This is a genomic window from Microbacterium sp. str. 'China' (assembly GCF_002993305.1).
Classification (GTDB): Bacteria; Actinomycetota; Actinomycetes; order Actinomycetales; family Microbacteriaceae; genus Microbacterium; species Microbacterium paraoxydans.
This window is the reverse complement of sequence record NZ_CP027434.1, coordinates 1,491,838-1,518,372: the sequence shown is the minus strand read 5'-3', so window position 1 is coordinate 1,518,372 and position 26,535 is coordinate 1,491,838. Positions and strand designations below refer to the sequence as shown.

Here is a 26,535-nt window from a genome sequence, read left to right as displayed (position 1 = left end):
CTTCTCTCGAAGGAGCCGCTGTCACGCTGTGGAATTGTCAGCCTCGGACGACGAACGCCCGAGCATCACAGACTACAACGTCTGCGCCTCCGCCGCCATTCCCCGCCGCCGTGCCCGTCGCGTAGAGTCGCCCCATGAGCGATGTGACAGTCACCGTCCGCGGCGAACACGAAGCCCGCCTGGCGCCGGAACGGGCGACCGTCCGCGTCTCGGTGCGCGCCGAGGGTCCGGAGCGCGCGACCGTCGTCGATCACGTCATGCGCCTGGCCGAGCCGGTCCGCAGCAGCATCGTGGGACGCGTGGACGCCGGCTCCGCCCTCGACTGGAGCAGCACGCGGCTCTCCGTGCGCGCCGAGCGCCCCTGGAACGCCGACGGCAAACGTCTCGCCCCGGTCTACTACGCGAGCATCGACCTCACCGCGACCTTCGCCGAGGCGTCGGAACTGTCTGTCTGGATCTCCGACATCTCCGCCTGGGATGGCGTCGAGGTCGGCGGTGTCGACTGGCACCTCACCCCCGAGACCCGCGTTCGCGTGGAACGAGAGGTCGCCACGCAGGCCGTCCATGTGGCCGTGACGAGAGCCGAGGCCTACGCCGCCGCGCTCGGCCTCGCTGAGGTGACGCCCCTGGAGATCGCCGACACCGGCCTGCTGTCCTCGACACCTGCACCCGGCGCTCCGCTGGGGAAAGCACGCGGCGCCGTCGCCTTCGCGGCCGACTCCGCGCCGGCCATGGAGTACGAGCCGCAGGACATCGTCCTCACGGCGACCGTCGAGGCGCGCTTCCTCGCTCGCTGAGCCTCCGCCGTCAGTCGCTGACGACGTAGGGCGCGAGGTCGGCCGCGAGACGCTCGGACACGTGCGCGTGCACCGCGGTCCCTGCCTCCTGGTGCTCGACGGACAGCAGCATCCCGGTCTCGTGGATCGCCGCGACGAGGTCACCGCGGTCGTACGGGATCACGGCGTGGAGCTCGACGGCCGGTTTCGGCAGCGCCTCCTCGATCGCCGCGCGGAGCTCGACGATGCCCTCGCCGGACCGTGACGAGACGAAGTGCGCCTGCGGCTCCAGGCCGCGCAGCACGAGCCGCTCGTCCTCGGGGATGAGGTCGGCCTTGTTGAAGACGACGATCTCGGGCATGTCTCGCACGCCGACATCGCCCATCACGTCGCGCACCGTCTGCAGCTGGCCGGCCGGGTCGGGGTGCGAGCCGTCGACCACATGCAGCACGACGTCCGCGTCACCGACCTCCTCCAGCGTGGAGCGGAAGGCTTCGACGAGCTGATGCGGCAGGTTCCGCACGAATCCGACCGTGTCGGTGAGCGTGTACACGCGGCCGTCTTCGGTCTCGGACCGACGGACGGTCGCATCGAGGGTCGCGAACAGCGCGTTCTCCACGAGCACGCCCGCGCTCGTCAGCGCGTTGAGCAGACTCGACTTCCCGGCGTTCGTGTATCCGGCGATGGCGACGGAGGGGATGGTGTTGCGCTTGCGTTCGGCCCGCTTCGCCTCGCGCGCGGGCGCGAAGTCGCGGATCTGCTTGCGCAGGAGCGCCATCTTCGTCCGGATGCGTCGGCGGTCGAGCTCGATCTTCGTCTCACCGGGACCGCGCGAGCCCATGCCCGCGCCTCCGGCGCCGACCTGTCCACCGGCCTGTCGGCTCATCGACTCACCCCAACCGCGCAGGCGCGGCAGCAGGTACTCGAGCTGCGCGAGCTCGACCTGAGCCTTGCCCTCTCGGCTCTTGGCGTGCTGGCTGAAGATGTCGAGGATCACGGTGGTCCGGTCGATGACCTTGACCTTCACGACGTCTTCGAGCGCACGTCGCTGGCTGGGGGCCAGCTCGGTGTCGGCGATGACGGTGTCGGCGCCGACGGCGGCGACGATGTCCTTCAGCTCCTGCGCTTTGCCGCGTCCGAGGTAGGTGGCGGCGTCCGGGTGCGGACGGCGCTGCAGCACGCCGTCGAGCACGACGGCGCCGGCGGTCTCCGCAAGGGCGGCGAGCTCCCGCAACGAGTTCTCCGCGTCCTCCTGGGCCCCTTGCGGGTACACGCCGACGAGCACGACGTTCTCGAGGCGCAGCTGACGGTACTCGACCTCGGTGACGTCTTCGAGCTCCGTCGACAGACCGCCCACACGCCGCAGCGCGTGCCGATCCTCGAGGTCCCACTGGTCGCCGTCTGCCGTCGAGTGCGCGGCCGTCGCTTCGTCCTGGAGCGCCTGTGCGGCGCCGAACATCCGCACCTCCGAGCGCTTCTCTGCGTTCGCCAGCACGCGGTCGACCGTCTGGTCGTCGGTGGAGGGTGTCTTCGTCTCCGTCATCCGTTCCTGTCTCTGGTTTCCTCGCGAGCCTTAACCTTAGCCCGCGCCGTCCGGTACGCTCACCGTATGGGGTCCGACCACTACTTCACTGCGGCCCCGGCTAGCCCCGAGAACCTGCGCAAGATCCGCGTATCCCTGGCAGGACGTGAGCTCGAAGTGACCACCGCGGGTGGTGTCTTCAGCCCGGATCGACTCGACGCCGGCACCGCAGTGCTTCTCGCCAACATGCCTCCCGTTCCTCCCGGAGGTCATCTTCTCGACCTCGGCAGCGGGTGGGGTCCCATCTCCCTGTCGATGGCGCTGGCCGCACCGCACGCGACCGTCTGGGCGGTCGATGTGAACGAGCGGGCTCTGGACCTCGTGCGTCGCAACGCCGCAGCCCTCGGCCTCACCAATGTCAACGCCACACTGCCCGAAGATGTTCCCGCCGACGTGACCTTCCGCACGATCAGATCCAATCCCCCGATCCGGGTGGGGAAGAACGAGCTGCACGGTCTGCTGGAGAAGTGGATCCCGAGGCTCGACGAGCGCAGCGATGCATGGCTCGTCGTGCAGCGGAACCTCGGCGCCGACTCCCTGCAGCGCTGGATCGCGGCGACCTTCCAGCCCGGTTACAGCGTCTTCCGGACGGCGACCGGCAAGGGGTACCGCATCCTCAAGGTGCGCAAGCACGGAACACCGCCGACGGAGCCCATCGACCTCGTCTGAGAGGTCCGCCCCGCGACCTCAGACGAGGTCGACCTCACCCTGATAGACGAGCTGCGCGGGCCCGGACAGTGCGACGTGCTCCCCGTCTTCGGCGGGGAACATGCGGACGCCGAGCGTGCCGCCGGGAACCTCGACCTGCCAGTTGTCGGGGGCCTGAGCGCCGGCCCAGTAGCGCACAGCGAGAGCCGTGGCGGCGACGCCCGTCCCGCAGCTCAGCGTCTCGCCGACGCCGCGCTCGAAGACGCGCATCCGCACGTGCCCGATGCCGTCGCGCACGAGGGGCTCGCCGGGCACCACGAACTCGACGTTGGCTCCCGCGGGCGGGGCCGGCTCCAGCTCGGGCGTGCGGGTGAGTTCCAGCAGTCCGAGCTCCGCGTCCGAGGCAAGCGCCACCACGACGTGCGGGTTCCCGACGTCGATACCCAGTCCCGGACGGGTGACGGTCAGCCCGTCCGCGCGCACCAGCGGGTCGTCTCCCGACAGCTTCCACGCGCCGAGGTCGACCTGATAGCCGCTCACGCTGCGTGTGACGTCACGGACGCCCGCTCTGGTGCCGATCGGAAGCGTGCTGCCGGGCTCGATCGACGCAAGACCGGAGCGGACGAGGTAGTGAGCGAAGACGCGGATCCCGTTGCCGCACATCTCGGCCACGGAACCGTCCGCGTTGCGGTAGTCCATGAACCACTCGGCATCCGGCTCTTCCGCCAGGGCCGTTGCACCCTCCGGGATCGCGGATGAGCGCACGACGCGCAGCACGCCGTCCGCGCCGATGCCGAAGTGACGATCGCAGAGCACGGCGATCTGCTCCGCCGTCAACTCCAGCTGCCCTTCGGGGTCGGCGATGATGATGAAGTCGTTGCCGGTACCGTGCCCCTTGGTGAATGCGACCATGGGACCAGTCTAGGGAGCCGACGCCCCTGCGACCGGCCGTGCGACGCGATAGCGCCCGCAGAGGAAGCTGCGGTTGCGGGCCACCTCGATCAGTTCCAGATCGAGTCGCCGCGGCAACAGCGGGGCGCCGCTCCCGAGTGTCACCGGTGCGTACTGCACCCAGAACTCGTCCAGCAGCCCCGCGTCGGCGAACTGCCCGGCGAGGTCTCCCCCGCCGACCACCCACAGATCCTTGCCACCCGCCGCGTCGAGCATCGCGCTGTGGACGTCGAGGATGTCGGCACTCGTCACGCGGACATCAGCCCCCTCCGGCACCGCGAGATCACGATGCGACAGCACCCACGTGGGCTGCGTGTACGTCCAGCGGCCCTCCTCATGGCGCATGACCCACTCGAACGTGGATGCCCCCATCACCAGCGCACCGATGCTCTTCTCAAAGCCGGGGTACGCCATCGGACCGTCCATGTCGATGTCCTGGCTCAGCAGCCAGTCCAGGGAATGCTCGGCAGTGGCGATGAAGCCGTCCAGGCTGGACGCGGTGAAGTAGTGAGTGGCCATACGCGCATGCTCGCACGGGCCGCCGACATCGCGGTCAGTCCCCCAGCAGGTCGGCGACGGCCACGGGTGGCGTCACCCACTCCAGCTCCGGGTAGCGCTTGAACCACGACACCTGCCGTCGTGCGTAGCGCCGCGTGAGTGCCTGCGTCTCGGCGATCGCCTCCTCGGCGGTGGAGCGTCCGTCCAGCTGTGCGAGCGCCTGCGCGTATCCGATCGCCCGCGGGGCTGTCGTCCCCCGCTCCAGACCGCGGTCCCGCAGCCCGGCGACCTCTGCCACCAGGCCGTGCTCCCACATCCGACGCACGCGCGCATCGAGACGGGCGACGAGTTCGGCCCGATCCACGTGCAGGCCGATCAGACGCGTGTGCGGGTGCCAGAGCGTCGGGGTCGCCGGGAGAGCGGCACCATGCGTCGCGCTCCCCTGCTCGATGATCTCGAGCGCGCGGATCACGCGTCTCCCGTTGCGCGGGTCCACTCGGGCCGCGGCTTCCGGATCGCGCGCACGCAACCGCTGAAGCAGGGACTCGACGCCCTCGCGATCGAGCTCCTGCTCGAGACGCTCGCGGATGGCGGGGTCTCGGGGCGGGAAGTGGAACTCGTAGACGACGCTCGACACGTAGAGCCCAGATCCACCGACGAGGATCGCGTCTCCTCCCGCCGCGTGGATCCGCTGCACGGCGTTACGCGCGAGCGGCTGATACCAGGCCACGGCGGCGTCCTGCGTCACCTCTCGCACGTCGAAGAGGTGGTGCGGAATGCCGCGACGTTCGGCGACCGACAGCTTTGCGGTACCGATGTCCATGCCGCGGTAGAGCTGCATGGCGTCGGCGTTGACGATCTCCGCCGGGTTGCCGCGACGCCGGAGCTCCCCAGCGAGATCGAGCGCCAGATCGCTCTTCCCCGTGCCGGTCGCACCGACGACGGCCCAGAGCCGAGGCGCGGTCACACTCCGACGCGGAGGGTCGGCAGGCCGAGGGAGACGGCGCGCGGAGCGCCGTCGCTCGGTACCGGCACGGCGCACGACTCGGCCTGTCCCCGATCCCACGCATCGCCACCACGCGTCCGGCGGATGCGGAGCGGGGCACCCGTCGGATCGTCGGCGAGGAGGTGGAACGGCGCGGCGTGCGTCACCGTCACCGTGACGACATCACCCGGCCGCGGCAGCTCCGACCCGGGAGTGACCTCGAAGTGCACGAGCCGGTTGTCCTGCGCCCGCCCGGTCAGGCGACGCGTCTCCGTGTCCTTCTTGCCTTCGCCCGTGGACACGAGAACCTCGACCTCCCGGCCGACCTGCTTCTGGTTCTCCTCGAGCGAGATGCGCTCCTGGAGCGCGATCAGCCGGTCGTAGCGGGCCTGCACGACGTCCTTGGGTACCTGGTCGGGCATCGTGGCCGCCGGGGTGCCTTCGCGGATCGAGTACTGGAAGGTGAAGGCTCCGGAGAAGCGCGACTGTTCGACGACGCGCATCGTGTCCTCGAAGTCCTCCTCCGTCTCGCCGGGGAAGCCGACGATGATGTCGGTCGTGATGGCCGCGTGCGGGATGCGCTCGCGGACGCGGTCCAGGATGCCCAGGAAGCGCTCGCTGCGGTAGGAGCGGCGCATCGCCTTGAGGATCCGGTCGCTCCCGGACTGCAGCGGCATGTGGAGCTGCGGCATGACGGCGGGCGTCTCCGCCATCGCGTCGATCACGTCGTCCGTGAAGGCGGCGGGATGCGGGCTCGTGAAACGGATGCGCTCGAGTCCCTCGATCTCGCCGGCGGCGCGGAGGAGCTTGCCGAACGCCTGACGATCCCCGAACTCCACCCCGTACGAGTTCACGTTCTGCCCGAGGAGCGTCACCTCGATGGCGCCGTCCTCCACCAGCAGGCGGATCTCGTTGAGGATGTCGCCCGGCCGACGGTCCTTCTCCTTGCCCCGGAGGCTCGGGACGATGCAGAAGGTGCAGGTGTTGTTGCAGCCGACGGAGATCGACACCCAGCCGCTGTGCGCCGAGTCGCGCTTGGTGGGAAGCGTCGACGGGAAGACCTCGAGGGACTCGAGGATCTCGAGTTCGGCATCGCCGTTGTGGCGCGCGCGCTCCAGGAGACCGGGCAAGGACCCCATGTTGTGCGTCCCGAACACCACGTCGACCCAGGGAGCCTTGTCGAGCACGGCCTGCTTGTCCATCTGCGCGAGGCAGCCACCGACGGCGATCTGCATCCCGGCCTTACGTCGCTTGACGGCGGCCAGATGCCCGAGAGTGCCGTAGAGCTTCCCGGCGGCGTTGTCCCGGACGGCGCAGGTGTTGATGATCACCACGTCGGCCTCGGCTCCGGCCTCGGCGCGGATGTAGCCGGCGCTCTCCAGGGATCCGGACAGACGCTCGGAGTCGTGGACGTTCATCTGGCAGCCGAAGGTGCGCACTTCGTAGGATCGCTGGCGCCCGTCATCGTCGACGGCCGCCGACGACGCGCTGATGATCGTCGGTTCACTGCGGGGGATAGTCATGATGCTCCCATTGTACGAGCGTCACCGAGAGCCGATCGCGTGCGGACCGTCAGTCGGAATCCACGAACCGGACGCCGGAGACGCCACCGCCGAACGAGGCTTCCCGCAGTGCCGTCTTCGCCGCGTTCATGGCGACCGATCCCCCGTACCCGCGGCGCGACAGCTGTCCGACCAACCGTCGGAGCGCCGCGTCGGGGTCGAGGCGTCCCATCGAACGCGCTTTGGTCCGGGCGAACTCCAGTGCCCGCTCCGCATCGTCGTCGGGCAGCTCGTCGAGCGCGGCGTCGATGACCTCACGAGGAATACCCCGCTGCGCGAGCGCTCGAGACAACGCGACCCTCCCCTGGCCCTTGCGTTCGACGCCGGACGTGACGAGGAGCTCGGCGAGCACGGCGTCGTCCAGGTATCCGCGCCGTACGAAGTCGTCGATCACGTCTTCGATGGCGTCCGTCGCGAGCCCGTGTCCTCTCAACACCAGCCGGGCCTCGGAGACGGACAGCGACCGCGTGCGGAGCTTCCGCACCAAAGACTCCTCCGCCGTCACTCGGATCTCCGCCGCCGAGGGGCCGTTCTCCGCGCCCTCTCCCCCTCCGGTCGATCGGGACGTATCGCCGACGGCGCGCAACGTGGTCGTCTTCCCGCCCCGGGAAGCGGCCCGCGCCGCGGCACCCCGGGCGGGGTGCCGCGCGCTGGGAGAACCGTCGTCGACCGACGGGGACCCTGCCGACGAGGGCTCGTGCCACGTCGAGCGCCAGAGTCCCGCCGCGTCCGCTGGCGGCCCCGACCGCGCAGGCGGTGCGGATGACGACTCGTCCGCACCGCCTTCGGCCGGACGCTCCGCACGCGCGGGTCCGCCGAAGAGAGGGATGATGGGGGCGATCCGCTCGGAATCGCCCCCACGCTGGTCACTCATCAGGCCGGGCGACGCTCGGCCAGCTCATCAGAACCCGGAGCCGCGGCCGGGCCGCCGATACCGAGCTTCTGCTTGATCTGACTCTCGATCGCCAAGGCGATGTCGGCGTTGTTGAGCAGGAACGTCCGCGCGTTCTCCTTGCCCTGGCCGAGCTGATCGCCGTCGTAGGTGTACCACGATCCCGACTTCTTGACGATGCCGTGCTCGACGCCGAAGTCGATCAGGCTGCCCTCGCGGGAGATGCCGACGCCGTAGAGGATGTCGAACTCCGCCTGCTTGAAGGGCGGGGCCATCTTGTTCTTGACGATCTTGACGCGGGTGCGGTTACCCACAGCGTCCGTGCCGTCCTTGAGCGTCTCGATGCGGCGGATGTCCATACGCACGGAGGCGTAGAACTTCAGCGCCTTACCACCGGCCGTGGTCTCCGGGGAGCCGAAGAACACGCCGATCTTCTCGCGCAGCTGGTTGATGAAGATCATCGTCGTGTTCGTCTGGTTCAGACCACCGGTGAGCTTCCGCAGCGCCTGCGACATGAGGCGGGCCTGGAGGCCCACGTGGGAGTCACCCATCTCGCCCTCGATCTCCGCGCGCGGCACCAGGGCCGCCACCGAGTCGACGACGATGAGGTCGATGGCACCGGAGCGCACGAGCATGTCGGCGATCTCGAGAGCCTGCTCACCCGTGTCGGGCTGCGAGACGAGAAGGGCATCGATGTCGACGCCGAGCTTCGCGGCGTAGTCGGGGTCGAGCGCGTGCTCCGCGTCGATGAATGCCGCGATACCGCCGGCCCGCTGGGCGTTGGCGATGGCGTGCAGCGTCAGCGTCGTCTTACCCGAGGACTCCGGGCCGTAGATCTCGACGATGCGGCCACGCGGCAGACCTCCCACGCCGAGGGCGACGTCGAGGGCGATGGAGCCGGTGGGGATGACGGCCACAGGGGCACGCTCATCGCTGCCCAGTCGCATGACCGAGCCCTTTCCGAACTGGCGGTCGATCTGGGCGAGGGCAGTCTCGAGGGACTTCTCGCGGTCGGCGGGTGATGGCATGGTGTGCTCCTTCTGCGCGTGTGCTGCCGCCTGTAGGCTGTCGCGGCTCTTCCGGCGGAAGGAACTCTCCGACAAGGCGTATGGCGTTTCAGCCTGGACCTCACGGTACGGCGGACCTCCGACATTGCGTCGAGGAGCCACGGATCGTGGGGATCAGAACCGTCTGACCACTTGTGCAGAAGACTACGCCCGGTTCGAACAGATTTTCGACAACACGCCGGTCCGGCGTGTCGGACTTCCGCACACCCGGGAAGCCGCCGTCATCGGCCGCGCGGCTCCAGACGCCCCACGCCGTGGCGACGGGATTCCGGGACATCCATGTCGGCGCAGAGCGCGAGCCAGATGTCGCGCGGAGGTACGCCGGCTTCGAGAGCCTCGAGTGCCGTTCGTCCCCCCATGCCGGAGAGCACGAGGTCGTTCACCAAAGAAGAGGCTCGGGCATGGAACTCGGCGTCGACGGCGCGCAGGAACTCACTGCGTCGCATAAGGGTGCTCTCCGAGTGTCAGCGGAGCGAGAGCTCGGGCTCCACGGAGGCGACCAGGTCGTCCGGAACGACGTCCGGGAAGACCTGGATGCCTTCGAGCACCGAGATGCGGTCCCCGACCTCGCGCATGATCGTGGAGATGGGGACGTCGAGCGCCTCTGCCACCGAGGCGAGGATCTCGCTCGATGCCTCCTTCTGTCCGCGCTCGACCTCACTGAGGTAACCGAGAGCGACGGATGCCTTGCTCGCGACCTGCCGGAGCGTCCGCCCCTTCTGCAGACGGAAGTCCCTCAGCACGTCGCCGATCTCCTGTCGTACAAGAATCATCGGAACCTCCTCCGCAGTTCGTGAATCGAGGTCTCCCTCGAAGAGACGGCCAGTCTAGTCCTCCTGGCTTGCACAGAATCTACCCTTGCACTCTGTGGTTTGAATGTGAGCACATCCATATCAACATGACGCGGGGGGTCGCTATTCCCGCAGCGCAGCGGCCAGCACATCGAGGACCGCCGCGACCGTCTGTGCTCGCACCGCGTCGCGGTCTCCCTCGAAGTGGAACGGTCGGGTCCGACTCACCGTCGGGGTGACCACGCCGATGTGGACGGTACCCACGGGCTGCCCATCCGGGGACTCCGGGCCCGCGATCCCCGTGGTGGACACCCCGACATCGGCGGGGAGACCATCCACCGCGACGGCGTCGCGCACTCCGGCAGCCATCTGCCTCGCGACCTCCGGGTGCACCGGCCCGTATCGCTCCAGCAGGTCGGTGTCGACGCCGAGCAGCGTGTGCTTGACGGGCGTGGCGTAGGCGACGACGCCGCCGAGGAGCACCGCGGAGGCGCCGGGAACCGCGACGAGCGCCGCGCACACCGCACCGCCGGTGAGCGACTCCGCCACACCGAGGGTCCAGCCTCGCTCACGCAGAGCGTCCAGAGCCTCGGCTGGCGTCGTGCCGCTCATCGGCTCTGACGCGCGCCGCGCACCTGCGCGACGATGTAGTCGATCCCGCTGACGACGGTGAGCACGAGCACGATGACCATGAGGACGGTCGTCACGACCGTCCACGGGCCGAGCCCGATGAACACGTGCAGCGGCAGGAGAGCCCAGCCGAGGGCGACGCCCTGGAAGGCCGTCTTGATCTTGCCCATCCAGGCGGCTGCGACAACGTGCTCGCTCGCGACGACCAGACGGTGGATGGTGATCCCCCACTCGCGGACGAGGATGATCACGACGATCCACCAGGAGACCTCGCCCAGGATCGCCAACCCGACGAATCCGGCGCCGGTGAGGAGCTTGTCCGCGATCGGGTCCCAGAGCTTGCCGAAGTCGCTGACGATGTCGTAGCGACGTGCGAGGTAGCCGTCGACCCAGTCGGTCGAGATGGCGACGATGAAGAGGACGGCAGCGATCCAGCGCACGGTGAGATCGACGAGGCCGTACGTCCCGCCGACGAGCAGGAGGACGAAGAACACCACGGCGAGCGGGATGCGCGCCACTGTGATGGCGTTGGGGAGCTGCCGAGGGATCGCCATCAGTCGCGTCCCGTCAGGCCCCAGGCGTCTTCGTCGCCCTCCGCTTCGACGACCGGCAGGCCGTCGTACTGCGCCTCCAACGGATCCCGTTCGGCCGGCGGCACCGCCGCGGCGGCGGGCGCAGCCGGAGCCGCCGGAGCCGACGGAACGTCTTCGCCGCGGAGCTTCGCCATGACCTGCGGCAACTGCTCGGGGGTCGCGAGCACATCGCGCGCCTTCGAGCCCTCCGAGGGGCCGACGACTTCACGCGACTCGAGGAGATCCATCAGGCGTCCGGCCTTGGCGAAGCCGACCCGCAGCTTGCGCTGCAGCATCGACGTGGATCCGAACTGCGAGGAGACGATGAGCTCGGCCGCCGCGAGCAGGAGCTCGAGGTCGTCGCCGATGTCCTCGTCGACCTCCTTCTTCTTCGCCGGCTCCATCGCCTCCTGGACGTCGGCACGGTACTCGGGACGCGCCTGACGCGTGACGTGCTTGACGACCGCGTCGATCTCCTTCTCGTCGACCCACGCACCCTGCAGTCGGAACGGCTTCGACGAGCCCATGGGCGAGAAGAGCGCGTCACCCTGGCCGATGAGCTTGTCGGCGCCGGGGCTGTCGAGGATCACGCGGCTGTCGGTGACGCTCGTGACCGCGAACGCGAGACGGGACGGCACGTTCGCCTTGATGAGGCCCGTGACGACGTCGACGCTCGGGCGCTGCGTGGCGAGCACCAGGTGGATACCGGAGGCGCGAGCGAGCTGCGTGATGCGGACGATCGAGTCCTCGACGTCGCGCGGGGCGACCATCATGAGGTCCGCGAGCTCGTCGACGACGACGAGGAGGTACGGGTACGGCTTGAGAACCCGTTCGCTGCCCGGAGGCACCTCCACCTCCCCCGCACGCACGGCGCGGTTGAAGTCGTCGATGTGGCGGAAGCCGAACGACGCGAGGTCGTCGTACCGCATGTCCATCTCCTTCACGACCCACTGCAGCGCCTCGGCGGCCTTCTTCGGGTTCGTGATGATGGGAGTGATCAGGTGCGGGACACCGGCGTAGCTCGTCAGCTCGACACGCTTCGGGTCGATGAGGACCATGCGCACGTCGGACGGGCGCGCCCGCATGAGGAGGCTCGTGATCATCGAGTTCACGAAGCTGGACTTTCCGGACCCCGTCGAGCCCGCCACCAGGAGGTGCGGCATCTTCGCGAGGTTGGCGACGACGAAGTTGCCGCCGACGTCCTTGCCGACGCCGATGGTGAGCGGATGCGTGCTCTTCTGCGCGGCCACGGAACGCAGCACGTCGCCGAGGGCGACCGTCTCGCGGTCGGTGTTCGGGATCTCGATGCCGATCGCGCTCTTGCCGGGGATCGGCGAGAGGATGCGGACGTCGTTGGAGGCGACCGCGTAGGCGAAGTTGTTGCTGAGCTGGAGGATCTTCTCGACCTTGACGCCGTGGCCGACCTCGACCTCGTACTGCGTGACCGTCGGGCCGCGGGAGAACCCGGTGACCTTGGCGTCGACCTTGAACTGGTCGAGGACGCTCGTGATCTGCTCGACGATGCGGTCGTTCGCCTCGGACCGCGCGACCGAGGGCGGACCCTCGGACAGCACGCCCGGCGACGGAAGGATGTACGGGGCCACCGGCGCCTGCGGGCCGCGGTCGCCCGGGCCCTCCGTGCCGAAGCCGTCGAGTCCGGGGAGCTCCGGCATCTCGCCGGTGTCGGACTCATCGTCCAGCAGCGCGGTCGTCTGCTGCTCCGCCAGCGCGTCGGTCACCGAGCGCACGTCGCTGAGCACTTCGGTCGCCGCGTCGTACGGGTTCGCCACCGTCACGGCCTGGTCGTACGCCGGGGTGGCCTCGGTCGTGGACAACAGCGCGGTGATGTCGTCCGAGGCGAGAGTCCCCTCGTCGGGGTCTTCCTCGCGACCGGTCTTGTTGCGCCGCCACCAGGGCAGGACGTCCGGATCGTCGACCTTGTCCGCCTCGTCGACCGCGTCCGCAGCGTCCTTCGCCGGCTTCTGCGGGCGCTCGGCGTCGAACATCCACGCGTAGAGGTCTCCCAGGCGCGCACCGATGCGGTTCGGCGGGGTCTTCGTGAGGATGAGGATGCTCAGGGCGGCGAGCAGCCCGAGGATGATGTAGGCCGGGATGTCGGTCAGGTACGTCAGGGGCTGACCCACGAGCCATCCGAGCAGACCACCCGACTCGCTCAGCGCGGGCATGCCCTGATTCGGGTGGGGGCGAGGGCCGGCGACGTGGAAGATGCCCGCCAGAGCGAGCACGAACATCCCGAAGCCGATGCCGATGCGTCCGTTGTCATGCACGGACGACGGGTGCCGGAAGAGCCATCCCGCCAGGAGGAGCAGCAGCACCGGCATGATGAAGGCCACCCGACCGACGAAGAGCCCCACCGAGTAGGCGCTGATGTTCGCCGCGACCTCGTTGCCGATGAAGAACCACTCGTTGACGGCGCCGAGCGCCGCCAGGATCACCAGCAGGAACGGGAAGCCGTCTCTGCGGTCGTCCTTCTGCAGCGTCTCCGGCCCGAAGGCCCGGAAGAGTCCGCCGACGCCGTGCGCGAGCCCGTTCCAGGCGCGCGCGGCGACGGGCGGCTTGTCCGCCTCGTCGATGTACTTCTTCGGAGCGGGCTGCGCCTTCGGAGCCGCCTGCCGCTTGGGGCGCGACGGGGCGCTCGTCGAGGCGCGCTCGGTCTTGGTGCTGCTCCTGGCCATGCCTCCACGGTACGACCCGAGACCGACATCTCCGCGTCACCACGCGGAAATCGACGATCACGGCGCGCGAGGGCGCGCCGCGATCCGAGGGTCAGGCCTCGATGACGAGAGGGACGATCATCGGACGACGACGCAGCTTCTGGTTCACCCAGCGGCCGATCGTGCGACGCACCACCTGCGACAGCGCGTGCGTGTCGCGCACGCCGTTGCCGGACGCCTCCTTCAGGGCGGCGACGATCTTCGGAGCGACGTCGTCGAAGACCGCGTCGTCCTCGGCCACACCGCGGGCATGGATCTCCGGACCGGAGATGATGCGCCCGGTGGCGGCGTCCACCACGACGATGACCGAGATGAACCCCTCCTCACCGAGGATGCGGCGGTCCTTGAGGTCGGCGTCGGTGATCTCGCCGACGGTCGAGCCGTCGACGTAGACGAACCCGAGGTCGAGCTGCCCGGCCACGCGGGCGACTCCGTCTTTCAGGTCGATCACGGTGCCGTTGGAGGCGATGATCGTGTTCTGCTCGGGGATCCCGGTGTCCTGGGCGAGCTTGGCGTTGGCGATCAGGTGCCGGTACTCCCCGTGGACAGGGAGGACGTTCTTCGGCTTGAGGATGTTGTAGCAGTAGAGCAGCTCGCCGGCCGCGGCGTGCCCCGACACGTGCACGCGCGCGTTGGCCTTGTGCACGACGTTGGCGCCCAGCTTCGTGAGCCCGTCGATGACGCGGTAGACGGCGTTCTCGTTGCCCGGGATGAGGCTCGACGCCAGGATCACGGTGTCGCCCTCGCTCACCTCGATGGCGTGGTCCATGTTGGCCATCCGGCTCAGCACGGCCATCGGCTCGCCCTGCGAACCGGTCGACATGTAGACGATCTGCTCGTCCGGGAGGTCGCGTGCCTTCTTGAAGTCGATCAGCACGCCCGCCGGCACCTTGAGGTAGCCGAGCTGCTCCGCGATCGTCATGTTGCGGACCATGCTGCGGCCGAGGAACGCCACCCGACGTCCGTGCGCGTGTGCGGCGTCGATGACCTGCTGCACGCGGTGCACGTGGCTGGAGAAGCTGGCCACGATCACGCGGCGCGGAGCCTTGCCGATGACCTGGTCGAGGACCGGGCCGATGGAGCGCTCCGTGGGCGTGAAGCCGGGGACGTCGGCGTTGGTGGAGTCGACGAGGAAGAGGTCGACCCCCTCCTCCCCCAGGCGTGAGAATGCGCGCAGATCGGTGATGCGGCCGTCCAGGGGCAACTGGTCCATCTTGAAGTCGCCGGTGGCGAGGGCCATGCCGGCGGGGGTGCGGATCGCGACCGCCAGCGCGTCCGGGATGGAGTGGTTCACCGCGACGAACTCGAGGTCGAACGGCCCGACCTTCTCCTGCTGACCTTCCTTCACGGTCAAGGTGAAGGCCTTGATGCGGTGCTCCTTCAGCTTCGCCTCGACGAGGGCGAGCGTGAGTCCGGAGCCGATCAGCGGGATGTCGCTCTTCAGCCGCAGCAGGTACGGAACGGCCCCGATGTGGTCTTCGTGCCCGTGCGTCAGCACCACGCCCACGATGTCGTCGAGACGGTCACGGATCGGCTCGAAGTCGGGGAGGATGAGGTCGACGCCGGGCTGGTGCTCCTCCGGGAAGAGCACCCCGCAGTCCACGATGAGGATCTTGCCCGCGTACTCGAACACGGTCATGTTGCGACCGATCTCCCCCAGGCCGCCGATCGGGATGACCCGGAGCGTCCCTTCGTCGAGAGCGGACGGTTCGGCCAGGGGAATGGACATGCTGTCTCCTCAGTCGGACACTCCACGCGTCCGTTCGTTCATGGTGACGCGGCTCAGCGCGTCGTGCCGTGCACCTTCGGCAGGGCGCCGCCCGCGGCCGCGTTGCGGTCGGGCCGGAAGTTCGAGAAGTCCGCCCCCGGCACGCCGCTGACGAGATCGAGCTCGTCCTCGATGAGGGCGGCCTCCCACTCCTCCGGACCGACGAGGGGAAGGCGGACACGCGGGCTGGAGATGCGACCCAACCCGTGCAGGATGTACTTCGCGGCGACCGTGCCGGGAACGTGCGTCATGACGGCCCTGACCAGCGGCTCCAGTCGCTTGTGCTCGGCCGTCGCCGTGGCGAGGTCGCCCCGGTTCACCGCATCGATGATGGTCCGGTACGGAGCGGCGGCGACGTTCGCGGTCACGCCGATGAGGCCGGTCGCCCCGATCGACAGATGCGGCAGCACGTTCGCGTCGTCACCGGAGAAGTACATGAGGTCGGTCTGGTTGAGCACACGGCTCACCTCGGAGAAGTCGCCCTTGGCGTCCTTCACCGCGAGGATGTTCGGGTGCTTCGCGAGCCGGAGGATCGTCTCGTACTTGATCGGGACACCGGTCCGCCCGGGGATGTCGTACAGGATGACCGGCAGGTCGGTCGCATCGGCGACGAGCCGGAAGTGCGTGAGGATACCCGCCTGCGTCGGCTTGTTGTAGTACGGCGTGACGATCATGATGCCGTCGGCACCGGCCTTCTCGCTGGCCTTGTACAGCTCGATGGCGTGCGCGGTCTCGTTCGATCCGCCGCCGGTGATGATCTTCGCGCGGCCCGCGGAGACGGACTTGCCGACCTCGACGAGCTTGAGCTTCTCCGGGTCCGTCAGGGTCGAGGTCTCGCCGGTCGTTCCCGTCACGACGATGCCGTCCGCGCCTGCGGTGATCACGTCATCGATGTGCTTCTCGACGGCGGGCCAGTCGACTTCGCCGTCGGCCGTCATCGGAGTGACGAGCGCGACGAGAACCTGTCCGAAGGGGTTGCCCGAGTGCGTCATGCGTCCAGCGTATCGGGTCGGATGCCGCTGTCGCGGACGCGTCCGCGTGCTCCTCCCCTGTCGGCCATAGGCTCGCACCATGGGTTGGATCACGCACGCCTCGCGCACGACCTACGAGAACGCCTGGATCCGCGTCCGTGAGGACGACGTCACCGGGCCGGGCGGCCCGGGCGTCTACGGCGTGATGACGGTCAAGAACCCCGCGGTGTTCATCGTCGCGATGGACGCCGAGGACCGCGTGTGCCTGGTGACCGTCGACCGCTACACGGTGGGACCGTCCGTCGAGGTCCCTGCCGGCGGTACCGACGGCGAGGACCCGCGTGCCGCCGCGGAACGGGAGCTCCGGGAGGAGTCCGGGTACCGTGCGCACCGGTGGGAGCACCTCGGCAGCACGCACGCGCTCGACGGCATCGCGGAGGCCACGGAGCACGTCTTCCTGGCGCGGGAGATCGAGCGCATCGACGACGCGGTCGACAGCCGCGCGGAAGAGGGCATCGACACCGTCGAGTGGGTCGCGTTCGGGGACGTCCTCCGGATGATCGCCGACGGTCGGATCACCGACGGGGAGACGATCGCCGCGATCGCTCTCGCAGGGATCCGCCTCGGTCGATTCCGCTGACCGGAAGCGTCAGACCCGGCCCCGACGCGCGACAGCCGCAGTGAGGGATCGGGGCAGCACCTTCGTCACGGCGACGACGGCCTTGTAACGCAGCGAGGGGATGGACACGGCCTTACCGCGCGCCGCGTCGCGGAGCCCCTCGCGCACGACGTCTCGGGCATCGAGCCACAGGAAGGTCGGCACGCCCTCCTCGCCGACCGCGAGACCCATCCGCTCATGGAAGGACGTGTGCGTGAAACCGGGGCAGAGTGCCGTGACGCTCACGCCGTCCGGGCCGTACGCGGTGTTCGCCCACCGGCTGAAGTCGATGAGCCAGGCCTTGCAGGCGGAGTACGTCGACCGCGAGATGAAACCGGCCACCGAGGCGACGTTGATGATCCGACCGCCCCGCCCCCGCATGGTCTGCAGGGCCGCGTGCATCAGGCGCATGGAGGCCTCGACGTGCACACGCAGATGCCGCACCTCGTCCTCGATGTCGTTGTCGGCGAACTGCAACGGCAATCCGAACCCGGCGTTGTTCACAAGCAGGTCGATCGGGTCGTCCCGATCACGGAGCCGAGCCGCGACGAGCTCGACGCCGGCCTCCTCGGACAGATCGGCCGGGAGCACCTCGACGGCCACTCCCCACTCGCCGCGCAACTCCCCCGCGAGAGCCGAGAGCGGTTCCTCCGAGCGGGCCACGAGGACGAGGTCGGCGCGTCGACGTGCCAGCTGACGGGCGAACTCGGCGCCCAGCCCCGCGCTGGCTCCGGTGATCAGTGCGGTGGGCATCAGCGCTCGTACCTCAGGAAGCGATACCGGACGCCGGTGCGGGACGTCTGCCAGTCCCCCTCGTCCACCACGCGCCACCCGGTCTTCGGCGGAGCGAACGTGTCGCCGTCGACCGTGAGGTCGAGCTCGGTGACCTCGAGCCGGTCGGCGTCGGCGATCACCTGACGGAAGATCTCCGCACCGCCGATGATCCACACCTTCTCCTGGCCGCGCACGGCCTCGGACACCGTGGCCGCACGGCGGGCGCCCTCCGCCGTCCAGTCCTGCTGGCGGGTCACGACGATGTTGTCGCGACCGGGCAGGGGACGGAATCGCTCGGGCAGCGAGTCCCAGGTCTTGCGCCCCATGACGACCGGCGCGCCCTGGGTGGTCTCCTTGAAGTGCGCCAGATCCTCCGGCACGTACCAGGGCATGCCGCCCTCGGCGCCGATCACGCCTCCGGCGGCCTCCGCCCAGATGAGCCCCACCCAGGTCATACCGCCACCGCCGCCCTGATCGGTGCGTGGTGCTGGTAGTCCTCGACGACGAAGTCGTCGAACCGATAGTCGAAGATCGAGTCCGGCTTCCGCGCGAACCGCAGCGTCGGGTACGGGTAGGCCTCTCGTGTGAGCTGCTCGCGCACCTGCTCGACGTGGTTGTCGTAGACGTGGCAGTCCCCGCCGGTCCACACGAAGTCGCCCGGCTCCAGCCCCACCTGCTGCGCGATCATCATCGTCAGCAGCGCGTAGGAGGCGATGTTGAAGGGGACGCCGAGGAACATGTCCGCGCTGCGCTGGTAGAGCTGGCACGAGAGCTTTCCGTCGGCGACGTAGAACTGGAACAGTGCGTGGCACGGTGCGAGGGCCATGTCCGGGATGTCCGCGGGATTCCAGGCCGAGACGAGCAGGCGCCGCGAGTCGGGTGAGCGCCGGATCTGCTCGATGACCTCGGTCAGCTGATCGATGCTGCCGCCGTCGGGAGTCGGCCAGGACCGCCACTGGACGCCGTACACCGGGCCGAGGTCGCCCTCCTCGTCCGCCCACTCGTCCCAGATCGAGACGCCGTTCTCCTGCAGCCAGCGGACGTTGGAGTCGCCGCGCAGGAACCAGAGCAGCTCGTACGCGATGGACTTGAAGTGCACGCGCTTCGTGGTGATGAGGGGGAAGCCCTGCGCGAGATCGAAGCGGATCTGCCGCCCGAACACGCTCGTGGTCCCGGTCCCGGTGCGATCGCTCTTGTGCGTGCCCGTCTCGAGCACGTCGCGGAGCAGGTCTTCGTACGGAGTCGGGACAGCGGCGCTCATGGTTGTCAGGATACCCGCCTCGCTCCCGGCGGGGGCGGTGGTCGTCACGCGATCCGCACGTCACGTAACGAAACATCGCGACGCTCCCGCGGCCGCGGATCTAGCCTCGAGGGATGTCCCCCGCGCTCGCTCTCGCCGCTCTGGCCGCGCTGCTGGTGCTCGCCACCGTGGTCGGGCTCGTGCTCCGCGGGAGAGAGGGCCGCCGCCGCGACGGCGGCGACCTGCGGTTCGATCCCGCTGATGCGGAGGGCGCGGCGCTGGGGGCCACGGCGACGCTCGTGCAGTTCAGCACGGAGACATGCGCCCGCTGCCCCCAGGTGCGTCGTCTTCTCGGCTCCTATGCGTCCGCGGACGCCGGCCTCGCGCACATCGAGATCGATCTCACGCACCGCCCGGATCTCTCGGCGCGCTACCGTGTGCTGCAGACACCGACCACCTTCGTGCTCGATGCCACCGGGCGCGTCAGGGCCCGGTTCGCGGGCATACCCGCTCGGGAGAGCCTGACCCACGCCGTCGCCGCCGTCTCAGACCCCGTCTGGAGCAGATGATGACCGCTCCCCCCGGAATCGATCCGCGCGGGCCCCGCTTCGCCGCCGGGATCACCGCGCTCCTGCTCGCCATCGCGACGTTCCTGGCCCTCATCGGGATCTCCACCGCGCGGACCCCCGATCGCTGGTTCGCGCTCACGGCGTCCTCGGAGTTCGCGTTCATCGGAGGAGGCGGCTGGGCGGTCTCCGCCGCAGGGCCCGTCGCGCGCGTGCTCGACCCTGGCTTCCTTCTGGCCACGCTGATCGCGCTCCTGTTCCTCTGGGGCGTCGTCTCTCCCACCACCGCGCCCTGGGGCGTCCTCTACCGCCGCCTCGTCCGTCCGCGCCTCGCGCCGCCCGCAGAGCTGGAGGATCCCCGTCCCCCGCGGTTCGCTCAGGGCGTGGGTCTCGTCGTCGTGGGACTCGGCCTCCTGCTCCACCTCGCCGGGGTGCCGTGGGCCCTTCCGATCGCCACCGCCGCGGCGTTCCTCGCCGCCTTCCTCAACGCCGTGTTCGGACTGTGCCTCGGATGCCAGCTCTACCTCCTGCTGCAGCGCGTCGGGCTCACCGGACGACCGCGCCGCGCCGCCTGACGCCGGTTCCCGAAGGCCCGGTCGCTCGGTAGGCTGGCGACCAAGCGACGCCGCTCCCCCGGTGGCGTCAGAACCGGAGGAACCATGCCCGTCACCAGTGAAGCCGCCGCCACCTGGACCGGATCGCTCACGGAGGGTTCCGGCACGGTCGCCTTCTCCTCCTCACATCTGGGGACGTTCCCGATCGACTGGAAGTCCCGCAGCGAGGGCAGCGACACGACCACGACGCCGGAGGAGCTCATCGCCGCGGCCCATGCCTCCTGCTTCAGCATGGCGCTCTCGCACGCGCTCGCCGAGAACGGCACCGCACCGGAGCGCGTCGACACCAGCGCCTCGGTCACCTTCAAGCCGGGCGTCGGCATCACCGGCAGCCACCTCAACGTCAACGCGACGGTGCCGGGTCTGACCGCGGAGAAGTTCCAGGAGATCGCCGAGGGGGCGAAGACCGGATGCCCGGTGTCCCAGGCTCTCGCGGGGATCGAGATCACGCTCGAGGCGACGCTCGCCTGAGCCGCGTGGACGTCAGGCGCGGGAGAGGCTGATCGCCTGTCGGATGCTCGCTCTGGCGTCCTTGCGGCGTCCCGCCGCATCCTGCACGACGCCGAGGCGATAGCGCGCCCGCCAGTCTGCGGGCGCCGCCTCCGCCTCCGCCGTGTAGCGCGCGACGAGCGCATCGGCATCCTTGCGGGCGATGCGTCCGCTGGGCGTGAGCTCGGTCTCCACGGGCGGCATGCCGCCCTCAGCGTCGAGCAGGCGCCCCAGCCGGTCGGCGCCGAAGCCGAAGAGCATCTCGCGCACCAGCGCCCACCCGCCCACGGGTGCGAGCACGAGGAGCGTGATGCCCATCCCGATGGAGACCGGCGTCCCCACGGCGAGGAACATGACGGCGAGCCAGCCGGCCACGACGAGGTAGAGCAGGAGGGCCGCGGCCATCAGCCCGACCCCGATCCGGGACATCACGAGCGGATGCCGATGTCGAGCATGTTCTCCAGGCCCACCACGACGCCGGTGGCGGTGGCCGCATAGGGCACGGCCAGGCGGATCCCCGGCGCATACGCCAGGGCCGGGTCGGTGGTGTCATGCGTGAAGGTCAGCGACTCCCCCGGTCCGGAGAGGATCACCTCCTGCTTGGCGATCACCCCGGGACGGCGGAGCGAGTGGATGGGCACGCTGCCCACCTGCTGTCCCCGCGCGCGCTGGTCTGCATGCGGCGCACTCACCGGACCCTGGGTCGCACGCGCGGCGGCGATGAGCTCCGCCGTGCGGACGGCTGTCCCGCTGGGCGAGTCCACCTTCGTATCGCGGTGCGCCTCGACGATCTCCGCCGAGCCGAAGTAGGGCGCGGCGGCCGCCGCGAGGGCCGAGCCGAGAACGGAGCCGAGGGAGAAGTTCGGGATGAACACCGCTCCGGTGTCGGCGGCCTCGACGAGCGGACGGACGAGGGCGATCCGCTCCGCCGACCAGCCGGAGGTGGCGACGAGGACGTTCAGCCCGTGCTCCACGGCCGTGCGCACCACGTCGATGCTGACCTGCGGCGTGGAGGCGTCGATCACGAGGTCGGCGCCTGCGAGCTCCGAGAGGTCACTCGCCGACGTCAGGACGCGGCTCACCTCGAAGCCGTCCAGCTCAGCGATCACGGCGCCGATGATCGTTCCGAGCTTTCCGGTCCCGCCGACGAGGGCTACCTTCGTGGTCATACGTCCAGTCTATTTCCGGGCGCCGGCCGGGAGACGCGGCGCGCGGAGGCGTCGATCAGACCAGCAGCGCGTCCGGGATCCCCGTCCGCAGCTCCATCGGTAGATGGCCGGTGTCGTTGTGCGTGAGCAGGGTCCACGGCCGTCCCTGCTTCTGTGCGATCACCGTCAACCCGCAGTGCGACTGGTTCAGGGTCATCCAGCGCCAGTCCGGTGCGGCGAGGACCTCACGCACGAACCACGAGATCACGAAGTTGTGGGTGATGAGCACCTCGTGCACGTCGCCGGTCTTCCGCACGAGGAACTCGTTGACGGCATCCGACATCTGCGCGCGGCCCGCCTCGATCTCCGCCTCGGTCACGGAGCCGAAGAAGGGCTCGAACACCGCCGGCGTCTCCTCCGTCATCCCCGTCGGCACGCAGTCGAAGAGCAGAGCGGAGGGCTCCGGATCCACGGACGGGAGTCGGCCGGCGATCGCTCTCGCCGTCTCCGCGGCCCTCAGGAGCGGCGAGTGCCAGACGGCGTCGAGCGGGAGGCCGGACAGGCGGTCCGCGATGAGCTCCGCCTGCCGCTGACCGCGCGGGGAGAGGGGTCCGTCGGCGAGGCCGTGCTCGGCATCCTGATGTTCACCGTGTCTGACCAGATATATGTAGTGCGTCACAACTCGCTCGCTCGCCTCATCGCCAGCATCCGCCGGTCTTCCTCTTCCACCCTATGTCACGGGCGCCGCGAGCTCAGGCGCCCGCGCGGGTGAGGTCGGCGACCTGCACCCGGGACAGCGTGACCCCCGCGCCCTGCATCAGCTCGTCGACGTGGTCGGTCGCGAACGTGTTCACGATCGGCGCGGCGACCGTGCGCTGTGCGAGCAGCCATGCGATGGACACGGCCGCGACAGGCACGGCGAGCTCCGCCGCGACCTGATCCAGCGCACGCAGCACCTTGGTCCCGCGGCGGTTGAGGTGACCCCGCAGCTGCTCGCCGCGGACGCCGCGCGATGCGAGGGCCTTCGTCCGGTGACGGCCGGACAGGAATCCGTGCTCCAGAGCGTGGGACGGCGTCACGGCGAGGTTCTGCGCGCCGGCGACGAGCCGCAGGTCCCCCTCGAACGGCTGCCGGCGGACGAGGTTGTACGGCGTGTCGATCACCGTGATGCGCGGATATCCCGCCGACGCGAGGATCCGCGCCTCGACGAGCCTCTCCGGCGTGAAGCCGTACGCGCCGAGCGCCCCGATCTTCCCCGCCTCGACGAGCCACTCGACCGTGGCCAGGGTGTCCTCGAGGTTGGTCGTCGCATCCAGCGTGGCGTCCAGGTACAGCACGTCGATGCGCTCGACGCCGAGCCGGGTCAGCGACCCCTCGACGGCACGGACGAGGTTGACCGATCCCAGGCCGGGGTTGTCGGCGTGGGCTCCGATGCGCACGCTCAGGACGACGCGCTCGCGCTGGCCCCGCGACCGCAGCCACTGCCCGAGGATGTGCTCGCTCCGCCCGCCGGAGAACCCGTCCGCGGTATGGATGGCGTTGCCGCCGAACTCCACGTAGCGGTCGAGGATGCCGTGGCTCGTCTCGAGATCGACGTTCCATCCGAACTCCGCGGCGCCGAGCATGAGCGGGAACGTCTCGTACCCGGTCTCGCCGAGGGCGGCGCGGATGGACTCCCCCACGCCGGGTCCGACGATGGGGATGGGAGCGGAGGGGTGGTCCTCGTGCTCCTGCGGGGCGCGTTCAGCAGGTGTTCCTGCGCCTACGCTGAACAACCGCATACTCTCACCCCCGCCGTGATCGGCCGGAGCCGATCGACATCACTGCTTCGCTGGCACCCCCCGGTGCGTACTTCGAGGGTATGCGACGTGCGCGAACGTCCCGACCAATCCGGGGAACGGCGCGCAAACTTCCCATAACGTTTCGATCACGGCACAGACGACGGAACCCGGGCCTCTCCGACGGAGAGACCCGGGTTCCGTGTCATCCGTGTCTTACTCGGCGGCGTCCTCGGCCGGAGCCTCGTCCGCAGCGGGCGCATCGTCGAGCACGGGCTCGAGCGACAGCTTGCCGCGATCGTCGATCTTCGTGATCTTCACGAGGATCTTCTGGCCGACGGAGAGCACGTCCTCGACGTTCTCCACACGCTTGCCACCGGCGAGCTTGCGCACCTCGGTGACGTGCAGCAGACCGTCCTTGCCCGGCAGCAGCGAGATGAAGGCGCCGAAGGTGGCGATCTTCACGACGGTGCCGAGGAACTGCTCGCCGACCTCCGGGTTGGTCGGGTTGGCGATCGCGTTGACCTGGGCACGGGCGGCCTCGGCCGAGGGGCCGTCGGTCGCGCCGATGTAGACGGTGCCGTCCTCCTCGATGGAGATCTGCGCGCCGGTCTCGTCCTGGATCGCGTTGATCGTCTTGCCCTTCGGGCCGATCAGCTCGCCGATCTTGTCGACCGGGATCTGGACGCTGATGACGCGCGGCGCGGTGGGTGCCATCTCGTCGGGAGCGTCGATCGCGGCGTTCAGGACGTTGAGGATCGTCAGACGAGCGTCCTTGGCCTGGGTCAGCGCGCCCGCGAGCACCGACGACGGGATGCCGTCGAGCTTCGTGTCGAGCTGGATGGCGGTGACGAACTCGCTCGTGCCGGCGACCTTGAAGTCCATGTCGCCGAGCGCGTCCTCCGCACCCAGGATGTCGGTCAGCGCCGCGTACCGGGTCTCCCCGTTGACCTCGTCGGAGACGAGGCCCATCGCGATGCCGGCGACGGGGGCGCGCAGCGGCACACCCGCGTTGAGGAGCGAGAGGGTCGACGCGCAGACGGAGCCCATCGAGGTGGAGCCGTTGGAGCTCAGCGCCTCGGACACCTGACGGATCGCGTACGGGAACTCCTCGCGGCTCGGCAGAACCGGCACCAGTGCGCGCTCGGCGAGGAAGCCGTGCCCGATCTCGCGACGCTTCGGCGAACCCACGCGGCCGGTCTCACCGGTCGAGTAGGGCGGGAAGTTGTAGTGGTGCATGTAGCGCTTGCTGGTCGTGGGCGACAGCGAGTCGATCTGCTGCTCCATCTTGAGCATGTTCAGCGTGGTGACACCCATGATCTGGGTCTCGCCGCGCTGGAAGATCGCGGAGCCGTGCACGCGCGGGATGACCTGCACCTCGGCGTCGAGCGGACGGATGTCCGCCAGCCCGCGGCCGTCGATGCGGGTGCCCTCGGTGAGGATGCGACCACGGACGATCTTCTTCGTGACGGACTTGTACGCCGCGGAGAACTCCAGCGGGGCCGCGGCCGGGAGCGAACCCGCCTCGGTGGCCTCGATGAGCTCGGCCTTGACGCGGTCCTTGATCGCGTCGTCGGCGTTCTGGCGCTCGGTCTTGTCGGCGATCTGGTAGACGTCGCTCAGCTCGGCGAACGCGCGCTCGGACACGAAGTCGTAGACCTCGTCGCTGTACGCGGGGAAGACCGGGTAGACGCCCGGCTCCTTCGACGCGGTGGCGGCGAGCTCGGCCTGGGCCTTGACGAGCTGGGCGATGAACGGCTTCGAGGCCTCGAGGCCCTGGGCCACGATGGTCTCGTCGGGCTTGGTGGCACCGGCCTTGATCAGGTTCCAGCTGCCCTCGGTCGCCTCGGCCTCGACCATCATGATCGCGACGTCCTCGGAGCCGTCGGCCTTGGTGACCACGCGGCCGGCGACGATAAGATCGAACACGGCCTCGGAGACCTGCTCGGCGGTCGGGAACGCGACCCACTGGTCCTCGTGCTGACCGTGACCGGGGATGAACGCGAGGCGCACACCGGCGACGGGACCCGAGAACGGCAGACCCGAGATCTGGGTGGACGCGGACGCGGCGTTGATCGCGAGGGCGTCGTAGAACTCGCCCGGCGCGATCGAGAGGACCGTGATGACGATCTGGACCTCGTTGCGCAGGCCGTCGACGAACGACGGGCGCAGCGGACGGTCGATCAGACGGCAGACCAGGATCGCCTCGGTCGAGGGACGACCCTCGCGACGGAAGAACGAGCCGGGGATCTTGCCGGCGGCGTAGGAACGCTCCTCGACGTCGACCGTCAGCGGGAAGAAGTCGAAGCCCTCTCGCGGGTGCTTGCCCGCGCTCGTGGCCGACAGGAGCATGGTCTCGCCGTCCAGGTAGGCGGCGACGGCGCCCTGAGCCTGCTGCGCGAGGCGGCCGGTCTCGAAGCGGATGGTGCGGGTGCCGAAGCGGCCGTTGTCGAGAACGGCCTCGGTGGCGGTGATTTCAGGACCTTCCAAGAGGTCTCTCCTTCTTTGTTTAGACTCGCGAATCCGTGTGACGCGCGAGCGTGTTCAAAGGAGCGGAACGGAAGGGTTCGGGCGCGCGGGCATTCCCGCGAATCTCGCCTGCGCTGGCCACCAGTAGAAAGCCACCCGACGTGCGCCGAGGAACCCACCACAGGGGACCAGCTTCTCCGCCGATCGCTCCATGAGTCGATGTGAAATTGTCGGGTGACCGGAGTCACCCTCGACCACACTACCAGCGTGTCCGTCAAGACCCGAGGGTTCCGCGCGCGGCGCGGTCCCGACACCCGACCGTCACCCGGCGTTCACCGTGCGTGCGCCGGAGCGAGAGACGGCTCGGCTGT

Annotated in this window: 28 protein-coding genes; 6 read left to right on the top strand and 22 right to left on the bottom strand. The window is 69.3% G+C overall.

Features of this window, described 5'->3' with window-relative positions:
- Nucleotides 1–134 precede the first annotated feature (134 nt).
- On the top strand, nt 135–797 hold the full coding sequence (locus C6C15_RS07140) for an SIMPL domain-containing protein (RefSeq protein ID WP_105949666.1): 663 nt from the start codon (nt 135–137) through the stop codon (nt 795–797).
- Nucleotides 798–807: 10 nt separating this feature from the next.
- Here C6C15_RS07140 and hflX read toward each other — a convergent pair whose 3' ends face one another.
- Nucleotides 808–2,319: a GTPase HflX gene (hflX, locus tag C6C15_RS07135; RefSeq protein WP_060921064.1), complete on the bottom strand. Its 1,512-nt coding sequence runs from the start codon at nt 2,317–2,319 to the stop codon at nt 808–810.
- 66 nt (nt 2,320–2,385) lie between these two features.
- Between hflX and C6C15_RS07130 the strand changes: the two genes are divergently transcribed.
- Nucleotides 2,386–3,027: a class I SAM-dependent methyltransferase gene (locus tag C6C15_RS07130; RefSeq protein WP_105949665.1), complete on the top strand. Its 642-nt coding sequence runs from the start codon at nt 2,386–2,388 to the stop codon at nt 3,025–3,027.
- A gap of 18 nt (nt 3,028–3,045) precedes the next feature.
- Here the strand turns inward: C6C15_RS07130 and dapF are convergent, their stop codons facing one another.
- From dapF to dapA, 13 genes are all read right to left on the bottom strand, one after another.
- Nucleotides 3,046–3,918 carry a diaminopimelate epimerase gene (gene dapF / locus C6C15_RS07125; protein ID WP_105949664.1) on the bottom strand — a complete coding sequence of 291 codons (873 nt, stop codon included), beginning with the start codon at nt 3,916–3,918 and terminating at the stop codon, nt 3,046–3,048.
- Nucleotides 3,919–3,927: 9 nt separating this feature from the next.
- The gene (locus C6C15_RS07120; protein WP_105949663.1) at nt 3,928–4,476 is read right to left on the bottom strand and encodes a dihydrofolate reductase family protein; all 549 of its coding nucleotides are present in this window, start codon (nt 4,474–4,476) and stop codon (nt 3,928–3,930) included.
- A gap of 34 nt (nt 4,477–4,510) precedes the next feature.
- Nucleotides 4,511–5,422, bottom strand: coding sequence for a tRNA (adenosine(37)-N6)-dimethylallyltransferase MiaA (miaA, locus tag C6C15_RS07115; RefSeq protein WP_105949662.1), 912 nt, complete (start codon nt 5,420–5,422; stop codon nt 4,511–4,513).
- Nucleotides 5,419–6,963 carry a tRNA (N6-isopentenyl adenosine(37)-C2)-methylthiotransferase MiaB gene (gene miaB / locus C6C15_RS07110; protein WP_105949661.1) on the bottom strand — a complete coding sequence of 515 codons (1,545 nt, stop codon included), beginning with the start codon at nt 6,961–6,963 and terminating at the stop codon, nt 5,419–5,421. Before miaB ends, miaA begins: the two co-directional genes overlap by 4 nt.
- Before the next feature lie 49 nt (nt 6,964–7,012).
- Nucleotides 7,013–7,486 carry a regulatory protein RecX gene (locus tag C6C15_RS17320; RefSeq protein WP_231919607.1) on the bottom strand — a complete coding sequence of 158 codons (474 nt, stop codon included), beginning with the start codon at nt 7,484–7,486 and terminating at the stop codon, nt 7,013–7,015.
- A gap of 389 nt (nt 7,487–7,875) precedes the next feature.
- The gene (gene recA / locus C6C15_RS07100) at nt 7,876–8,922 is read right to left on the bottom strand and encodes a recombinase RecA (protein WP_060921071.1); all 1,047 of its coding nucleotides are present in this window, start codon (nt 8,920–8,922) and stop codon (nt 7,876–7,878) included.
- A gap of 260 nt (nt 8,923–9,182) precedes the next feature.
- Nucleotides 9,183–9,407, bottom strand: a complete 225-nt coding sequence (locus C6C15_RS07095) for a DUF3046 domain-containing protein (RefSeq protein WP_060921072.1) — start codon at nt 9,405–9,407, stop codon at nt 9,183–9,185.
- Nucleotides 9,408–9,425: 18 nt separating this feature from the next.
- On the bottom strand, nt 9,426–9,734 hold the full coding sequence (locus C6C15_RS07090) for a helix-turn-helix domain-containing protein (RefSeq protein ID WP_025103227.1): 309 nt from the start codon (nt 9,732–9,734) through the stop codon (nt 9,426–9,428).
- A 141-nt stretch (nt 9,735–9,875) separates the two neighbouring features.
- Entirely contained in the window at nt 9,876–10,364 is a 489-nt protein-coding gene (locus tag C6C15_RS07085; protein WP_105949659.1) for a CinA family protein, read from the bottom strand.
- The gene (gene pgsA, locus C6C15_RS07080) at nt 10,361–10,936 is read right to left on the bottom strand and encodes a CDP-diacylglycerol--glycerol-3-phosphate 3-phosphatidyltransferase (RefSeq protein WP_105949658.1); all 576 of its coding nucleotides are present in this window, start codon (nt 10,934–10,936) and stop codon (nt 10,361–10,363) included. Before pgsA ends, C6C15_RS07085 begins: the two co-directional genes overlap by 4 nt.
- Nucleotides 10,936–13,650, bottom strand: a complete 2,715-nt coding sequence (locus C6C15_RS07075; RefSeq protein WP_105949657.1) for an FtsK/SpoIIIE family DNA translocase — start codon at nt 13,648–13,650, stop codon at nt 10,936–10,938. The genes pgsA and C6C15_RS07075 overlap by 1 nt, the downstream gene beginning before the upstream one ends.
- Before the next feature lie 91 nt (nt 13,651–13,741).
- Nucleotides 13,742–15,418: a ribonuclease J gene (locus C6C15_RS07070; RefSeq protein ID WP_105949656.1), complete on the bottom strand. Its 1,677-nt coding sequence runs from the start codon at nt 15,416–15,418 to the stop codon at nt 13,742–13,744.
- Between the two features lie 53 nt (nt 15,419–15,471).
- Nucleotides 15,472–16,449, bottom strand: a complete 978-nt coding sequence (gene dapA / locus C6C15_RS07065; protein WP_025103222.1) for a 4-hydroxy-tetrahydrodipicolinate synthase — start codon at nt 16,447–16,449, stop codon at nt 15,472–15,474.
- A gap of 79 nt (nt 16,450–16,528) precedes the next feature.
- On the opposite strand from dapA, the gene C6C15_RS07060 reads away from it, so the two are divergent.
- Nucleotides 16,529–17,068: an NUDIX domain-containing protein gene (locus tag C6C15_RS07060; protein WP_105949655.1), complete on the top strand. Its 540-nt coding sequence runs from the start codon at nt 16,529–16,531 to the stop codon at nt 17,066–17,068.
- A gap of 9 nt (nt 17,069–17,077) precedes the next feature.
- On the opposite strand, the gene C6C15_RS07055 is transcribed toward C6C15_RS07060, so the two are convergent.
- Genes C6C15_RS07055 through C6C15_RS07045 form a run of 3 tightly spaced genes read right to left on the bottom strand, consistent with a single transcriptional unit; the run spans nt 17,078 to nt 19,121 of the window.
- On the bottom strand, nt 17,078–17,839 hold the full coding sequence (locus C6C15_RS07055) for an SDR family NAD(P)-dependent oxidoreductase (RefSeq protein WP_105949654.1): 762 nt from the start codon (nt 17,837–17,839) through the stop codon (nt 17,078–17,080).
- The gene (locus tag C6C15_RS07050; protein WP_105949653.1) at nt 17,839–18,315 is read right to left on the bottom strand and encodes a dihydrofolate reductase; all 477 of its coding nucleotides are present in this window, start codon (nt 18,313–18,315) and stop codon (nt 17,839–17,841) included. Before C6C15_RS07050 ends, C6C15_RS07055 begins: the two co-directional genes overlap by 1 nt.
- Nucleotides 18,312–19,121 carry a thymidylate synthase gene (locus C6C15_RS07045; RefSeq protein WP_060921080.1) on the bottom strand — a complete coding sequence of 270 codons (810 nt, stop codon included), beginning with the start codon at nt 19,119–19,121 and terminating at the stop codon, nt 18,312–18,314. Before C6C15_RS07045 ends, C6C15_RS07050 begins: the two co-directional genes overlap by 4 nt.
- Before the next feature lie 113 nt (nt 19,122–19,234).
- On the opposite strand from C6C15_RS07045, the gene C6C15_RS07040 reads away from it, so the two are divergent.
- The 3 genes from C6C15_RS07040 to C6C15_RS07030 all read left to right on the top strand — a co-directional run bounded on the left by C6C15_RS07040 (nt 19,235) and on the right by C6C15_RS07030 (nt 20,751).
- Nucleotides 19,235–19,669, top strand: coding sequence for a TlpA family protein disulfide reductase (locus tag C6C15_RS07040; protein WP_105949652.1), 435 nt, complete (start codon nt 19,235–19,237; stop codon nt 19,667–19,669).
- Nucleotides 19,669–20,241, top strand: a complete 573-nt coding sequence (locus C6C15_RS07035; protein WP_105949651.1) for a DUF4395 family protein — start codon at nt 19,669–19,671, stop codon at nt 20,239–20,241. Before C6C15_RS07040 ends, C6C15_RS07035 begins: the two co-directional genes overlap by 1 nt.
- 84 nt (nt 20,242–20,325) lie before the next feature.
- Nucleotides 20,326–20,751 carry an OsmC family peroxiredoxin gene (locus C6C15_RS07030; RefSeq protein ID WP_060921083.1) on the top strand — a complete coding sequence of 142 codons (426 nt, stop codon included), beginning with the start codon at nt 20,326–20,328 and terminating at the stop codon, nt 20,749–20,751.
- Nucleotides 20,752–20,763: 12 nt separating this feature from the next.
- Here the strand turns inward: C6C15_RS07030 and C6C15_RS07025 are convergent, their stop codons facing one another.
- The 5 genes from C6C15_RS07025 to C6C15_RS07005 form a co-directional block, all read right to left on the bottom strand.
- On the bottom strand, nt 20,764–21,198 hold the full coding sequence (locus C6C15_RS07025) for a hypothetical protein (protein WP_105949650.1): 435 nt from the start codon (nt 21,196–21,198) through the stop codon (nt 20,764–20,766).
- Nucleotides 21,198–21,938 carry a 4-hydroxy-tetrahydrodipicolinate reductase gene (gene dapB / locus C6C15_RS07020; RefSeq protein WP_105949649.1) on the bottom strand — a complete coding sequence of 247 codons (741 nt, stop codon included), beginning with the start codon at nt 21,936–21,938 and terminating at the stop codon, nt 21,198–21,200. The genes C6C15_RS07025 and dapB overlap by 1 nt, the downstream gene beginning before the upstream one ends.
- Before the next feature lie 55 nt (nt 21,939–21,993).
- Entirely contained in the window at nt 21,994–22,596 is a 603-nt protein-coding gene (locus C6C15_RS07015; protein ID WP_025103212.1) for a histidine phosphatase family protein, read from the bottom strand.
- Between the two features lie 73 nt (nt 22,597–22,669).
- Nucleotides 22,670–23,698 carry an aldo/keto reductase gene (locus C6C15_RS07010; RefSeq protein WP_234024230.1) on the bottom strand — a complete coding sequence of 343 codons (1,029 nt, stop codon included), beginning with the start codon at nt 23,696–23,698 and terminating at the stop codon, nt 22,670–22,672.
- A 213-nt stretch (nt 23,699–23,911) separates the two neighbouring features.
- Complete coding sequence (locus tag C6C15_RS07005) at nt 23,912–26,185, bottom strand: polyribonucleotide nucleotidyltransferase (RefSeq protein ID WP_060921087.1); 2,274 nt, start codon at nt 26,183–26,185, stop codon at nt 23,912–23,914.
- Between the last annotated feature and the right edge of the window lie 350 nt (nt 26,186–26,535).